Below are 14,855 nucleotides of genomic sequence, written 5' to 3' on the forward strand. Positions count from 1 at the left end.
TTTATACAAAAAAATAGAGACTCTCTTATAGAGTCCCCATCTTATTGCTTCATTTTCGGATCGAGGGCATCTCGAAGTCCATCTCCCATCAGGTTGAATCCTAATACAGTCAGCATAATAGCCAGCCCTGGGAAAATTAATGTCCAAGGTGCTTGTGTGATATAGTTTTTAGAATCGGCAAGCATTTTCCCCCACTCTGGCGTTGGAGCCAGCGCGCCCATTCCAAGGAATCCTAATGCAGCGGCCTCTATAATAGCAGTGGCAATCGCAAGTGTTGCTTGAACGATAACAGGGGAAATACTATTCGGCAAAATATGACGAAAAAGAATTCGAGTATCCTTCATCCCTACTGCACGTGCTGCCATAATATATTCATCTTGCTTCACGCTTAGCACCTTTGACCGAACAAGTCTTCCGAAGTTCGGGATGTTTATAACCGCAATTGCGATTAGCGCATTTTGTAATGATGGGCCTAAAATTGACACTACTGCAATGGCCAATAAAATGCTCGGAAATGCAAGCATTATATCAAAAATTCTTGAAATAATGGCGTCTACCCAACGACCATAATAACCAGCGATAATTCCAAGAATGGTCCCGAAAAAGACCGACCCTAACACAGAGAAAAATCCTACCCAAAGGGAGATTCTTGCTCCATATAGAACACGTGAAAAAATATCCCGGCCGAAGTCATCAGTGCCAAACCAATGCTTGCTAGAGGGGGCTTGCATTCTCTCTGCTATAACCTGGTCCCTAAAGCTATACGGAGCTATATAAGGAGCAATAATCGCTAAAATAACAAAAAAGATAACAATTCCTAAACCAACTAAAGCCAATCGGTTTTTACAAAATGACAGCCAAGCTTCCTTCCAAGGAGGAATGAGCTTTTCTTCAGAAGCAATTGGCGTAGTATTTGCCGTATCTTTTGCAAGTTCAGCCATTAATAATCCCTCCTATTTGGTATATTTAATTCTCGGATCAACGACTGCATATAACAGGTCAACGATTAAGTTTATCAAAACAAAAATGGCTGCAATCACTAATATACCTGACTGGATAACTGGATAATCTCTGTACCCGATTGCATCATATAAATACCGGCCAATGCCAGGCCAGCCAAATATCGTTTCCGTTAAAATCGCTCCGCCTAAAAGCAGCCCTGTTTGCAAACCAATTACAGTTAGAACTGGAATGACCGCATTTTTTAATGAATGCTTATAAACGACCCAGAACATTCTTAAACCTTTGGCTCTAGCCGTACGAATGTAATCGGATTTCATAACCTCAAGCATGGTGGCACGCGTCATTCTTGCAATAATGGCCATCGGAATAGTCGCGAGAGCAAGACTCGGCAAGGTTAGATGTTTTAAAACTGTTGTAAACTGATCAAATCTTCCTTGAATTAACGTATCAATTAAATACAAATTGGTAATGGAGGATACTGGGTCCCTTACATTTTCTCTTCCTGTTGTTGGAAACCATCCTAATTCGTTAGAAAATCCCCATTGCATCATTAACCCCAGCCAAAAGATCGGCATGGATACCCCAATAAGCGCAAAGACCATTGCAACGTAATCAAACCATGATTTCGAGAACCAAGCACTGATAATCCCTGCATTCACACCAATAAAAACGGCAATAATCATAGCAACAAGTGTTAACTCAAACGTCGCTGCTAAGAACGGCCATATTTCCTCATTTATAGGCCCCCTTGTCCTTAGTGAGGTTCCTAGGTCACCATGTAACAGGTTATTAAGATAATCAAAATATTGTAAGTACCAGGGCCTGTCCAAGCCTAGTTCTTTCGTTAATACCGCGATTGACTCCTTCGTTGCCCTTTGTCCAAGAATGATTTGTGCAGGGTTACCTGGAATTGCATGAATAATGGCAAAAACAATGAGTGTCATTCCAAATAATACAGGTATTAATGAAAAAACACGGCGTACCGTATATGTAAGCATTTGTTGTCACCTCTTTTATTACTAAAATAAGGAGGGAAAGCTCCCTCCCCATTTTATGATTATTATTTAAATTCCACTTTTGTTAATGCTTCAGAGCCAGTTGGATGCGGCAAGTAATTTGCCACGTCTTTCGCAGCTGCTAATAATGGCGTAGAGTGTACGAGCGGAACCCATGGTGCATCATCATGGATGATTTCTTGCGCTTTTCTGTATAATTCATTACGCTTTTCTTGTTCAGGCTCTGTTTGAGCTTGAATCAAAATATCATGAAGCTCATCATTGCTGTAATAAGAATAGTTATTGCTTCCGATGCTATCTTTGTCTAGCAAAGTATAAAGGAAGTTGTCTGGATCCCCATTGTCCCCTGTCCAGCCAAGCATGAACATATCAAACTCACCTTTTGACGCTTTGTCTAAATACGTTGCCCACTCGACAGATTGGATATTAGCTTTAACACCGATTTTGCTTAAGCTCTCTTGAATCACTTCAGCAACCTTTTGTGCCTCAGGCATATATGGACGTGCTACAGGCATTGCCCATAGATCGATTTCAAATCCATTTTCATAACCTGCTTCTTTCAGCAATGCTTTCGCTTTTTCTAAATCATATGGGTATGGTTCGATTGCATCATTGTAGCCTTCAATTGAAGATGGCATTGGATTAACTGCCGCGTCTGCCTTTCCTCCATAGAACGCGTCAATAATCGATTGCTTATCAACTGCATGGTTAATAGCTTGACGAACAAGCTTATTATCGAATGGTTTGCGATTTGTTGTTAAACCGATATACCCAACGTTCATAGATGGGCGTTCGATAATTTGTAACTTGTCATTACCTAATACAGTTGCTTCATCTGAATTATTAAGACCATCCATTATGTCAATCTCGCCATTTGCAAGAGAGTTCAGACGAGCAGTGTTTTCTGGAATTACACGGAAGATAACTTTATTTATCTTTGGATAGCCAACTTTCCAGTATTCCGTATTCTTTTCAATTGTAATCGTATCATTTTGCTTCCATTCAACGAATTTAAACGGACCAGTTCCAACTGGATTTTCTCTGAATTTATCTCCATACTTTTCAACAGCTGCAGGGCTTGCCATTCCAAACGGTGACATCGCAATGTTCTTAAGGAACGGAGCCTGTGGTCTAGTTAGATCAAATTGAACAGTATAATCATCAACAGCCTTCACTTCTTTAATAACATGTCCTTCTTCACCTTTATATCCGCCAAACATTGAGTAGTACGGGAAGCTCTCCTCATTCCCATTCATCCAGCGGTTAAAGTTAAATACAACTGCTTCTGCATTAAAGTCAGTGCCATCATGGAATTTTACACCTTTGCGAAGTTTAAAAGTGTAAGATACACCGTCATCAGTAACTGACCATTCTTCTGCAAGCCCTGGATTAACCGTAGTATCTTGATCGCCGTACTCTAATAATGTTTCAAAGATATTTTCCGTTACTTTGAATGTTTCACCTTCTGTTGTTGAGATTGGATCAAGAGAAGTAGAATCTCCGCTACGTCCATAAACGAGTGTGTCTTTTTTCGCGGATTCGCTGCTGCCGCTGTCACCGCTATCAGTGCTGTTAGTGCTGTTAGTGCTTCCAGCAGGTTCATTTGATTTGCCGCTGCAGCCAACTAGAAACATACTAATGGCTAATATAGAAATCAGCAGCATTTTGAAAGTCTTTGTCCTCATGTGCATTTTCCCCCAATTTTTTTTTATATCATAAGTGCTGCTTGCTACTTGTTATACAAGTGACATGCAACATAATGACCGTTTAGATTGTTTTCCTCTGGTCTAATCGTTTTACATATTTCCATACACTGTGCACACCGAGTATGGAATGCACATCCTGATGGCGGATTTGAAGGGCTTGGAAGCTCACCCTGAATTAATATTGTTTCCCTCTTAATATCAGGATCCGGTATAGGAACCGCAGAAAGAAGTGCCTGTGTATAGGGATGCTTCGGATTCTCATACAATTCTTCACTTTCGGCCAGCTCTATTAATCTACCTAAATACATCACACCAACCCGGTTGCTAATATGTCGGACAACCCCTAAATCATGGGCGATAAATATATATGTAAGCTGAAATTCCTTTTGGATATCTTTCATTAAGTTAAGAACTTGGGCTTGGATCGAAACATCGAGTGCTGAAACAGGCTCGTCTGCGATAATAAGCTTGGGCTTTGTCATGAGAGCTTTAGCAATTCCAATCCGCTGACGCTGCCCACCGCTGAACTGGTGTGGGTATCTTTTCGCATGGTAGCTGCTCAAGCCCACAACTTCAAGCATCTCCTTAACTTGCTTTTTTCGCTCCTCTTTCGTACCGATGCCATGTACAATTAATGGTTCCTCCAATATCTGCTCAATTGAATGGCGCGGATTCAATGATGCATATGGGTCTTGGAATACCATTTGGATATCCCTGCGCGTCTTTCTAAGTTCTGATTTACTCATACTTGTAATCTCTTTATCTTCGAAAACAATTCTGCCGTCGCTTGCTTCTATTAATCGCATGAGCAGCCTTCCTGTTGTCGATTTCCCGCAACCGCTTTCACCAACGATCCCAAGAGTCTCTCCCTTATTCACATAAAAAGAAACATCATCTACAGCCTTCACTTCTCCCTTTTTCCTGCCTAATATTCCCCCCGTTATCGGGAAATACTTTTTCAGGCCATTTACCTCAAGAAGTAACTCCGACATGTTCATCACTCCTCTCCCTAAATGTATGTAGTAAACACCGGACCTTATGCCCATCCGTCTCCATTATATTTAATTCAGGGGATTCTTCATGGCAGCGGTCAAATACCTCCGAACACCTTGCCGCAAACCTACATCCTTTATGCACCGTTCCGGGTGTCGGTACATTTCCTGGAATACTATAAAGGCGATCTTTCTTTCCTCTTAAATCAGGCACTGATTTCAAAAGACCCTTCGTATATGGATGCTGAGGATTCTTCAAAATAGTTCGAACATCCCCCTGCTCAACGATTTGGCCTGAGTACATGACAATCACTCGTTCACAAATTTCTGCAACTACACCTAAATCGTGAGTGATGAAAATGATAGATGTGTTAGTTTTTTCGTTTAAATCCTTCATAAGCGCAAGAATTTGTGCCTGGATTGTTACATCAAGAGCAGTTGTTGGCTCGTCCGCAATTAGCACCCTCGGATTGCAGGCCATCGCCATCGCAATCATCACTCTTTGTCTCATTCCGCCAGATAACTGATGCGGATACTCAGAGAGAATTCCTTCTGCTCTTGGGATTCCAACAAGCTTAAGCAGTTCTATGCTTCTAGACTTTGCCGCACTTTTTGATGTTGCAGTATGTAAACGAATAGCCTCCATTAACTGGTTTCCAATTGTAAAAAGGGGGTTCAGTGAAGTCATTGGCTCCTGAAAAATCATCGAAATTTGATTCCCGCGGATTTTTCTCCATTCTTTTTCAGAGATATTTTTTAAATCCTTTCCTTCAAAAATAATTTCGCCGTTTTCAATTTTACCTGGAGGAGAAGGAATCAATCCCATCGTTGTTAATGAGGTTACACTTTTCCCGCTTCCTGATTCTCCAACAATTCCTAAAATCTCTCCCTCGTTCAATTCGAAACTGACTCCATCAATTGCTGGTACAAACTTTTTTCCTGTTTGAAACGATACCTTTAAATCCTTTATTTGAAGAATAGGTTTTTTACTCATATTCACACCTACTTAAAATTTCTTATTTTATTATAACGTCACAAATATTATGAATATACCAAATCTTTTAATAATTATGACATATGTGAGTAAAATGGTTTGTCGAAATTTATCCTGCGAATAGATTTTTTTACTCCCTAAATTGAGAGCCTAGCTTTCTAACTAGGAAGGCGATTTTTTACACAAAACCAATAACAATACTTAAACGAATATATTTCATTTTTGCTATTCTATTACTCATCGTATAAAAAACTTTTTTAATTTATTTATTTAATTACCTTTTCCATTCAATAAAGGAGTCAATTTGATGCTTACAAACAGTTGTAAAAGATTTCAGCTAACACCTTTATCGTTATCTCGGTAAAGCGTTAAAGTGGCGGTACATAGGACAATCTGGATTAAAGGCTGTTCTATTACTGACAATAAAAAGCTCCGGCAGCCATAAAGGCTTACCGGAGCATTTTTCACTTATTTTATTCCCCCATAGATCGGATCGTCTGCCCACCGTTTTTCCATTTCTTCCGGTGTATAGATAATCCGCATGGGATTTCCGCCGACGAAGGAGCCAGCAGGTACATCCTTGTGCACTAGTGTGCCGGCTGAGACGATGGCGCCGTCTCCAATTTTGATGCCAGGCAGGATCGTGGAATTGGCACCGATCATCACTTCACTGCCAATTTCCACCGGCCCCAGTCTATATTCTTTAATCAAATATTCGTGTGCGAGAATCGTTGTGTTGTAGCCGATAACCGTGTTCCTGCCGACACTGATTTTTTCGGGGAACATAACGTCAAGCATCACCATGAGGGCAAATGACGTCTGTTCACCAACCTTCATTTTCAGAAAGGTGCGATAAAGCCAATTTTTCATCCCCAAGAAAGGGGTGTAGCGAGCTAGCTGAATGACAGCGAAGTTTTTCACTACCTTCCAGAATGGAACGGTTTTATACACATGCCAAAGGGAATTGCCTCCCTCTACTGGAAAGCGTTCCGTTCTCCTCATCCTTTATTAACCTTTAAAATATCGAGTAAATCTTCCATATGATCTATTAGATAATCTGGATCAAATCCTTCTAAAAACTGTTTCCCTTTTAAACTCCACGCAACGCCAACAGTTTGGGTGCCCGCATTTTTCCCTCCTAAAATATCATGGGAATTATCGCCAACCATCATCGCTTCTTCTGGATTTGCTTGGAGCTGTTCTAATGCTTTTAAAATCGGCTCCGGATCAGGCTTCGGATTTTGAACATGATCTAAAGCAACGACCACATCGAAAAATTGATCGAGCTTTGTTAGAGCAAGGCCCATTTTTACCGTTATCATCCCCTTCGTAGTGACAATCCCGATTTTGTAGCCTGCTTCCTTTAAAGTGCGAATCGTTTCAAAGACGCCCGGAAATTCCTTTACAAGCAGGTCATGATTCGTGATATTGAAATCCTTGTAAGCTTCAATCATTTCCTCCACTTTTTCCGGATTAACCGATTCAAATGTTTCCCTAAGTGTCGGTCCCATGAAAGGCAATACATCCTCCCGCTTATAGCGATCCGGATAATAGCTTCCTAACACATGTAAAAAAGAAGATATGATTAGTTCATTTGTATCGATTAATGTCCCATCTAAATCAAATAAGATTGTATTAACTTGAGTGCTCATATACGGTTTCCTTTCTTTTTTCCAAATCTATTCGGTTCCAGATGAATGAAACAATTAATGTTAATAAAATGGCAACCCCTAAGCGAATGAGCAGAAGGGGAAGCACCGGTATGCCGAGCGGAACAAATATCAACGTATCTTCCACAACGGCATGACAGGCGACCAGGAATATAAATGCAATCGTTACATCCTTTTTGCTGACCCCGTCCTCTTTTACCGCCTGAATCATAACTCCCGCTCCGAAGGCAAGACCGAATAATAATCCAGCAGCTAGCGTGGTTGAGGTGTTTTCTTTCATCCCTAGCGCTTTCGTGACAGGCGCCATCCATTTTGAAAAAACAGCCAGCCAGTTTAAATCCTTCAAAAATTGAATAACAATCATGAGCGGAATGACAATGATGGCAAGCTGCAATATGCCTAGTCCCGCCTTTTGCAGGGCATCCAGCAGAATGGCTGTCCAGCCCGAAAGCTCCTCTTCCTTAACCGGAATCATCCCATATTTCGCTATTTCCGAACCACCTTGCCAAACTAAATTAATGGCGATGGCAGAAATGATGGCTAATCCAACTCTAACAGCCACAATGATCCAGAGCTTCACACCAACTTTCGCCGCTACACTGGACTCAATCAGCAGGTTATGAGAAAAGGACAGCATTACAGCAATAATAAATACTTCCTTGACTGTTAAATCCAATGTTAATATGGCTCCAATTCCAGCGAAGAGATTCAGCATATTCCCCAAAACGAGAGGAATCGCTGCATCACCTGGCAAGCCAATAAGATTCATCAGCGGCGTAATCAGCTTTATGATCCATGGCAGGACAGGGGTGTGCTGCAGAATGGCGACAATTAATGTGACAGGAAAGATAACTTTCCCCAACGTCCAAGTTGTCTTTAAGCCGGCCTTTATCCCCTTTTTGGACGATTCAAGCAACATTTCTTTTCTCCTTTTTCTTTGATTACAGTTACTTTCGCAAATAAATCGGTTACTTCCGCAAATATATAAGCCGCTTTCGCAAATAAATTGGTCGAATTAAAACTTATAGCATCAGGTCCGATTTTTTTCCGACTATACCTTTAATAACGTTATGCACCATTGTCTAAATAACGCACTTTTGCATAACCTTTCATCCGTCTTAATACTAGTAAAATAATGGCACCCACGATAAGGACAATGGAAATAGTTTGTGCCACTCTCAGCTGCTCAGTGAGCATTAAACTGTCTGTCCGCAGGCCCTCGACAAAAAAGCGGCCGATTGAATACCAGATGACATAGCTGAGAAAAAGCTCCCCGCGGCGCAGATTGACTCTTCTTAATAACAAGAGGATAGCAAATCCGGCAAAGTTCCAAAGCGATTCATATAAAAAAGTAGGATGATAGTAAGTTCCATTAATATACATTTGATTAATGATGAATTCCGGCAGGTGTAAGCCTTCAAGGAAAGATCGAGTCACTTCTCCGCCATGGGCTTCCTGGTTCATAAAGTTTCCCCATCTGCCAATAGCCTGCCCTAATATAATACTAGGGGCCGCAATATCCGCGAGCTTCCAAAATGAAACATTTCGCTTTTTGGCAAATACGTAGGCGGTGATCACAGCTCCAATCAAGGCTCCGTGAATAGCAATGCCACCTTCCCATATTTTCACTATGTCGCCTGGGTTTTGACTATAATAGCCCCATTGAAAAATAACATAGTAGATTCGTGCCGATATAATCGCAATCGGAATGGCAAAAAGCATTAAATCTGCAAATAGGTCCTTCTGCATTCCCCTTTTCTCTGCTTCCCTCATTACTAGAATTAAGGCTAAGGCAATGCCGACACCGATAATAATCCCGTACCAGCGAATCTCAAGCGGCCCTAGAGAAATCGCAATCGGGTTAAGCGGCTGTATCATTGATTCCATAGTCATTGCTCCTTTATAGTTCAATTTTTTCTAACCAAAACTTAATAAGTGCGGTAATCCTTTAGGTGGCGCATTTTTACAAACATGTCCACCCGAGAAAAAATACAAATCCATCAAATTGTCCACGAACGGTGCCTCGCACCTAAGCTTATTCTTTGCTGTCATCCATGACGTCTGCGAGGCGACTACTGAATTGCTCTGCGGCATTAACGCCCATGCGTTTCAAGCGGTAATTCATCGCTGCCACTTCAATAATAACTGCCAGGTTTCGTCCAGGGCGAACCGGAATCGTAATCTTGGGAACATCCATATCAATGATTTTCATTTTGTCTTCATCCAGCCCAAGCCGTTCATATTGCTTTTTTGAATCCCATATCTCTAGGTCCATCACGATCGAGATTCGTTTATTGCTTAGAACAGCCCCAGCCCCAAACAATGTCATCACATTAATAATCCCAAGACCGCGAATTTCCAGTAAATGCTCGATTAGTTCTGGTGAAGTGCCGACAAGGGTATATTCATCCTCCTGTCTAATTTCCACACAGTCATCAGCCACTAACCGATGTCCGCGTTTTACAAGCTCTAAGGCCGTTTCGCTTTTACCGACCCCGCTCTTCCCTGTAATGAGCACTCCAACCCCGTACACATCGACAAGTACGCCATGGACGGCAGTTGTCGGAGCCAGTTTACTTTCCAGATAATTCGTCAGCAAACTAGAAAATCTCGTTGTTTTTTGGGTCGTTCTTAAGAGGGGGACTGATTCGCGCTTTGAAGCGACAATTAACTCTTCAGGAACCTCAAGGCCTCTTGAGATGATAATCCCAGGTGTAATGTCGGTGCATAACCGTTCAAAGCGAAGCTGACGATCGATCACTCTTAACTTTTCAGTGAATGTGAGCTCTGTTTTTCCAATCAACTGTATTCTATCTGCCGGATAGAATTCGAAATATCCCGCTACTTCAATACCGGGCCTGGAAATATCACTCGTAGTAATCGGCCGGTTGATCCCCTCTTCCCCGCTAATTAACTCAAGGCCAAATTTATCTACAATGTCTTTAGTACAGACCTTTGCCATTCCCATTACCTCCTATTGAAAAGGGGTGGAGCTGGAGCTGCCATGCATGTAACCCCCATTACTACAATAAAAATTAGCTATCCTACATCGTCTTGTTCAGAAATTCAGTTACATATGGTGAGAAATTTTTAGCATATCATCTATTTTAGCACTTTTTAATAAAGAACCAAATTCTACAATCTGAAACACGAGAAAAAAATGCGCCTGTTCGCGCTCATTTTTCCATTTCAAAATAGACAGCATGATATAAATGATTTTATAATAAAATGAATATGATCCACGATAGTATTTTGATTTTTTATAAAAAATTTCAAAAATATGATGAATGAAAGCTATTCTTGGTGGCAGCCTTCCTAGTAATAACAGAATCAAGAATATGGAATAAGAATGAATGACACCTAAGGAGGAACCGAATGAAAATTATCAGAACCACCAGCTATGAAGAAATGAGCTTGAAAGCAGCGGAAATCATGATTGACCGAATCCGAAATAATCCTGAAATCACACTTGGTCTTGCAACTGGCAGTACACCAAAAGGGGTTTACCAAAAGCTAATCGAGGACCATGTGCAAAACCAGACTTCCTATAAAAAAATATTAACCGTCAATCTGGACGAGTATGTTGGAATTGATGAACATGATCCGAATAGCTACCACTTTTTTATGAAGGAACAGCTTTTGGACCATATTGACATCCCGCCTTCCCAAACACATCTGCCAAATGGGATGGCAGAGAATTTGCATGAAGAATGTGCAAAATATGAGGCTTTGATTGAATCCTTTGGAGGAATAGGATTACAGTTGCTTGGCATCGGAGAAAATGGGCATATCGGTTTTAATGAACCCGGTACACCGTTTACTAGTAAAACCCATATGATTGAGCTTGAGGAAAATACGCGGCAAGCGAATGCAAGATTTTTTAATTCTCTTGAGGAAGTTCCTACTCATGCCGTTACGATGGGAATTGCTACGATTATGGCTAGTAAAGAAATTATTCTGCTTGCTTCAGGAAAGTCCAAAGCCAAAGCGATTAGCCAGTTGATAAGCGGGGAGATTGATGAAAGTATTCCTGCCTCAGCGCTTAAGAACCACCCGAATTTCACCATTATTGCTGATGACGAAGCATTAAAATTTGTATAAAGTAAAACTTCTATCAGTGGGGATTTACAGCTTCTTAATCTGTGATAAACATCTTGAAGAGATGGCATATGATGCTGTCTCTTTTTCTGTTTTCCCCTGCACCCATGTCCTTTTCAAGCTTTCATTCATATTATAAGGGTAGATAGCTTAATTTTTACAGAATGCAGCAGTTTCGAGAAAAAATAGAAAGGAGCAGCGAAATGAAAATAATGCTGGATGCTGGTCATGGATTTAATACGGCTGGAAAACGCAGCCCGGATGGTATGCAGGAGTATGAATTTACAAGGGCTGTAGCCAATTATGCACGGCCTCTGCTAGAAACCTATCAAAATACCACTGTTTATTTTGCACACTCAGACAATCTGGATGTCCCTCTTCAAGAGCGGACAGATCAAGCGAATGAGTTAGAAGTCGATGTATATGTGGCGATTCATGCAAATGCCTATGGAACGACTTGGAATGCAGCAAATGGGATTGAAACCTATGTGAATATTGGAAAGCCTAAGGATGCCTATGAACTCGCTCAGAAAATCCAAAAGAATTTAGTGATTGCCACAGGATTAGGCGATCGCGGGGTCAAAACTGCCGATTTTCACGTTCTCAGGGAAACTAATATGACGGCTGTCTTAACGGAATGTGGTTTTATGACAAACCGTCAAGAAGCTTCCTTATTGCAGACCGAAACTTACCGGAAAACCTGTGCCGAGGCAATCGTAAAGGCTCTCACAGATCAATACAACCTTAAATTAAAAACCAGTGACAGCACCAATAAGGAACAGCCTTCAGCAAAAAATGGACTTTATAAAGTCCAGGTCGGTGCCTTCAAGGACAAGAAAAACGCAGAGGAACTGGCACAGGCTTTAAAAAAGCTTGGATATTCACCGTTCGTTTATTTTGAATAAAGAAAAGAGGCTGACAGATGAGTCAGCCTTTCTTTTTCTTATCTTTAGCAGGCTCAAGCACTGCTTTTTGAATGATTAAATTCGCTATGGACATGATCACGGCCATGAGTAAAGCTGTTCCAAAACCCGCGATTTCAAATGAACTTCCCATAATGTCGTCAGTAATCATCAGCGTGACCGCATTGATCACAAACAGAAATAACCCTAGCGTTACTAAGGTGACTGGCAATGTTAAAATAATTAAAATCGGCCGAACGAGGATATTTAATATCGAGAGGATCGCACTTGCCCCAACAGCTGCACCGAAGCTTGATACATAAAAGGACTCATCTAAAAAACCTGCTATCGCCACAAACAGTATGGCATTAATTAATATTCCTGCAACCCATCTCATATTAAAACACCCCGTCATTTAAGCTCTCTATGTTTAAAAATCAACTGATTTTGCTTTATTGATATGAATGGCACCTGTTTTCGTTTCAGCTTTTAGCCGTAAAGACTGCTCTGATTGGTTTACGGATTGGAAGCGAAGCACTTTTTGAATCACATCGCTTTTATCCTCAACGATTTGGATCCCGTCTAGATTGACATGCAAGCTTCCGAAATTTGTTTTTAACTCTCCATTAACTGTTAAATGATTCGGAACTTGCAATTCAATTTTCCCAGCCACAGCCTTCGCATCAATGACATCACATTTACCATCCTGAACAGCGCAGAAAACATCGCCATTAATAGAGTGAAGATCGATTTTTTCAAAAGCGCCATCCACATGGATTGCTCCATTCAGCGTTTCGACTTCAATTTGTTCAATATGGCTCTTTTGAATAGTAATTTGTCCATTAGCCGTTTCGACTTCAGTATACTTGCCATTCATATTTTGAATTGAAATTTTTCCATTAGCCGTTTTGGCTTTAAAGGTATTTGCCGTTAATTGCTGGCTGTCGATGGACCCATTAAACAGGCGAATCTTTACCTTATCATATTCCGTTTGAGGAATATAAATAACCGCATCTACTTTCATCCACTTTTGCTGTGTAGCAAAACGAAGCTTTTGACCCTCAACCGCAAAAGTAACATCATTTAAAAAGTTCCGTCGTGCTTCTTCCTGAGTTTCTACCCGGTACACCTTCGCCTTGCACTCAATTCGCACGTCCTTCTGGTCCCAAGGCAGAACCTCCATTTTTCCATTCGCAATATCCACATCTACATCCTTGAAGGAAACATCCCCTTGTTGGAATATATGTGTTATTTCTACAGATTGACCAAAGTTAAAGTCCAAATCCATGTCCTTGATTTTTTTAAAGGCCGAGTCTACAAAATCCAAAATTTTATCCTTTGCAGATTGAAACTTGTAATTGAATGGCTCTTCTTTTTTCGCTTCGTCAAATTTTACAGCAGTAGAAATCTCCTGAAAAAGGTCACCCTTCTTGCCTTCCGCTGATTTACCTGTTTTCTCAAGCTCTTCTAATAGAAAAAGAGCCTCATCCACAGTCAGCTTGCCATCTTCCACCATTTTAAGTATCCGTTTGCGTTCAGCTTGCATATCGATCCCTCCAGCTAAATATGTTTATTTTTATGCTAAAAAGTGTTTCCCGTAAAAATCTGGATGCCTTTAATTATATTCCAAACTGCTACAATGAGACTAAGAACAACCGTAAATAGGACACTCCCGATGAACAGGATTGGAAACTCTGAGTGATTCATCCCTATCTGTGTAATCGCTGCGTAAACAATCACTGGAACCGGGATCAGCAAAATGAGATGGGACAAAAACGCCTTTTTCGCGTGATACTTCGTTCTTTGATCCTCCGTTGCAAAAAATAAAACAAGCGGAAAAAGAATCCCTGCAAACAAAACACTTAAATAGCTTAGTCCTGATAATACTTTACTCGTCTCCATTGCCAACAGCTCCTTCCCCACTATTTACGAAAATAGATAGAGAAGGTTTCACTTTTTATAAACTCATTTATAAAAATTTTTCTATTTGTCCTTTCTATATGATTGCATTTATGAAACAAAAAAAACCGTCTATAATTATGACGGCTTTCCAAATTCATGATAGCAGATTAACTTGCTGCAAGTATTCCCATTGATTGAGGTTTAACTTTATTTAAAGGCCGCAACTAAGTCGATTCGAGGGGCTTCCTTTCTTTTTACCTCATCAATCTTATGGACAAACATTTGAAACACCTTTCGTTTTTCATCTAGATCCTTTATGTACTCTCGTAGCTCGTTATATTTTTCTTCAAATGGCTTATGATATCTTTCACGGATATTTTCAATGATTTCATCGTTCACAGTCGATTGGATGACCTGCTTTGTGATGCCATATTTATACGTATAAACCTTTAATTCCTTCATGATTTCTTCATACTCTAGATTGATCTGGTCAAGAACTTCCGAAATATCCTCTTTCCACTCTTCTAAAGATTTCTCCAAATATGCTTCCAAGTTAACCCTCCTCAATATATTTTTTTACGGATAGAGTTGTCCTTGTCCCCATTATAACGG

At 40.6% G+C, this 14,855-nt stretch carries 16 protein-coding genes; 2 read left to right on the plus strand and 14 right to left on the minus strand.

Annotation, left to right across the window (positions count from 1 at the left end; all coding sequences use genetic code 11):
- Positions 1-41 precede the first annotated feature (41 nt).
- The 10 genes from V7127_RS17620 to hprK all read right to left on the minus strand — a co-directional run bounded on the left by V7127_RS17620 (position 42) and on the right by hprK (position 10,303).
- Positions 42-941, minus strand: a complete 900-nt coding sequence (locus V7127_RS17620; protein ID WP_335488275.1) for an ABC transporter permease — start codon at positions 939-941, stop codon at positions 42-44.
- A 12-nt stretch (positions 942-953) separates the two neighbouring features.
- Complete coding sequence (locus V7127_RS17625; RefSeq protein ID WP_335344012.1) at positions 954-1,961, minus strand: ABC transporter permease; 1,008 nt, start codon at positions 1,959-1,961, stop codon at positions 954-956.
- A gap of 62 nt (positions 1,962-2,023) precedes the next feature.
- Positions 2,024-3,664, minus strand: a complete 1,641-nt coding sequence (locus V7127_RS17630; protein ID WP_335488278.1) for an ABC transporter substrate-binding protein — start codon at positions 3,662-3,664, stop codon at positions 2,024-2,026.
- 44 nt (positions 3,665-3,708) lie between these two features.
- Positions 3,709-4,677: an ABC transporter ATP-binding protein gene (locus V7127_RS17635; RefSeq protein ID WP_335488281.1), complete on the minus strand. Its 969-nt coding sequence runs from the start codon at positions 4,675-4,677 to the stop codon at positions 3,709-3,711.
- Entirely contained in the window at positions 4,658-5,671 is a 1,014-nt protein-coding gene (locus tag V7127_RS17640) for an ABC transporter ATP-binding protein (RefSeq protein ID WP_335488285.1), read from the minus strand. The genes V7127_RS17635 and V7127_RS17640 overlap by 20 nt, the downstream gene beginning before the upstream one ends.
- A 468-nt stretch (positions 5,672-6,139) precedes the next feature.
- Positions 6,140-6,673, minus strand: a complete 534-nt coding sequence (locus V7127_RS17645; RefSeq protein ID WP_335488288.1) for an acyltransferase — start codon at positions 6,671-6,673, stop codon at positions 6,140-6,142.
- The gene (ppaX, locus tag V7127_RS17650) at positions 6,670-7,323 is read right to left on the minus strand and encodes a pyrophosphatase PpaX (protein ID WP_335344428.1); all 654 of its coding nucleotides are present in this window, start codon (positions 7,321-7,323) and stop codon (positions 6,670-6,672) included. The genes V7127_RS17645 and ppaX overlap by 4 nt, the downstream gene beginning before the upstream one ends.
- On the minus strand, positions 7,307-8,260 hold the full coding sequence (locus V7127_RS17655) for a nucleoside recognition domain-containing protein (RefSeq protein WP_335344427.1): 954 nt from the start codon (positions 8,258-8,260) through the stop codon (positions 7,307-7,309). The genes ppaX and V7127_RS17655 overlap by 17 nt, the downstream gene beginning before the upstream one ends.
- A gap of 149 nt (positions 8,261-8,409) precedes the next feature.
- Positions 8,410-9,228 carry a prolipoprotein diacylglyceryl transferase gene (lgt, locus tag V7127_RS17660; RefSeq protein ID WP_335344426.1) on the minus strand — a complete coding sequence of 273 codons (819 nt, stop codon included), beginning with the start codon at positions 9,226-9,228 and terminating at the stop codon, positions 8,410-8,412.
- 148 nt (positions 9,229-9,376) lie between these two features.
- Positions 9,377-10,303 carry an HPr(Ser) kinase/phosphatase gene (hprK, locus tag V7127_RS17665; RefSeq protein ID WP_335344425.1) on the minus strand — a complete coding sequence of 309 codons (927 nt, stop codon included), beginning with the start codon at positions 10,301-10,303 and terminating at the stop codon, positions 9,377-9,379.
- 413 nt (positions 10,304-10,716) lie between these two features.
- Between hprK and nagB the strand changes: the two genes are divergently transcribed.
- Both nagB and V7127_RS17675 read left to right on the plus strand, forming a co-directional pair.
- Entirely contained in the window at positions 10,717-11,442 is a 726-nt protein-coding gene (nagB, locus tag V7127_RS17670; RefSeq protein ID WP_335344424.1) for a glucosamine-6-phosphate deaminase, read from the plus strand.
- Between the two features lie 200 nt (positions 11,443-11,642).
- Positions 11,643-12,344, plus strand: coding sequence for an N-acetylmuramoyl-L-alanine amidase (locus tag V7127_RS17675; protein ID WP_335488291.1), 702 nt, complete (start codon positions 11,643-11,645; stop codon positions 12,342-12,344).
- Between the two features lie 22 nt (positions 12,345-12,366).
- On the opposite strand, the gene V7127_RS17680 is transcribed toward V7127_RS17675, so the two are convergent.
- From V7127_RS17680 to V7127_RS17695, 4 genes are all read right to left on the minus strand, one after another.
- Complete coding sequence (locus V7127_RS17680) at positions 12,367-12,738, minus strand: phage holin family protein (RefSeq protein WP_335344422.1); 372 nt, start codon at positions 12,736-12,738, stop codon at positions 12,367-12,369.
- A 33-nt stretch (positions 12,739-12,771) separates the two neighbouring features.
- On the minus strand, positions 12,772-13,887 hold the full coding sequence (locus V7127_RS17685) for a DUF4097 domain-containing protein (RefSeq protein ID WP_335344421.1): 1,116 nt from the start codon (positions 13,885-13,887) through the stop codon (positions 12,772-12,774).
- A 35-nt stretch (positions 13,888-13,922) separates the two neighbouring features.
- Positions 13,923-14,243, minus strand: coding sequence for a DUF4870 domain-containing protein (locus tag V7127_RS17690; RefSeq protein WP_335488294.1), 321 nt, complete (start codon positions 14,241-14,243; stop codon positions 13,923-13,925).
- Positions 14,244-14,450: 207 nt separating this feature from the next.
- A complete protein-coding gene (locus V7127_RS17695; RefSeq protein WP_335344419.1) occupies positions 14,451-14,795 on the minus strand; it encodes a hypothetical protein in 345 nt (114 codons plus the stop codon).
- Between the last annotated feature and the right edge of the window lie 60 nt (positions 14,796-14,855).

The sequence above is a fragment of the Bacillus sp. JJ1773 genome, assembly GCF_036962035.1.
GTDB lineage: Bacteria > Bacillota > Bacilli > Bacillales > Cytobacillaceae > Cytobacillus.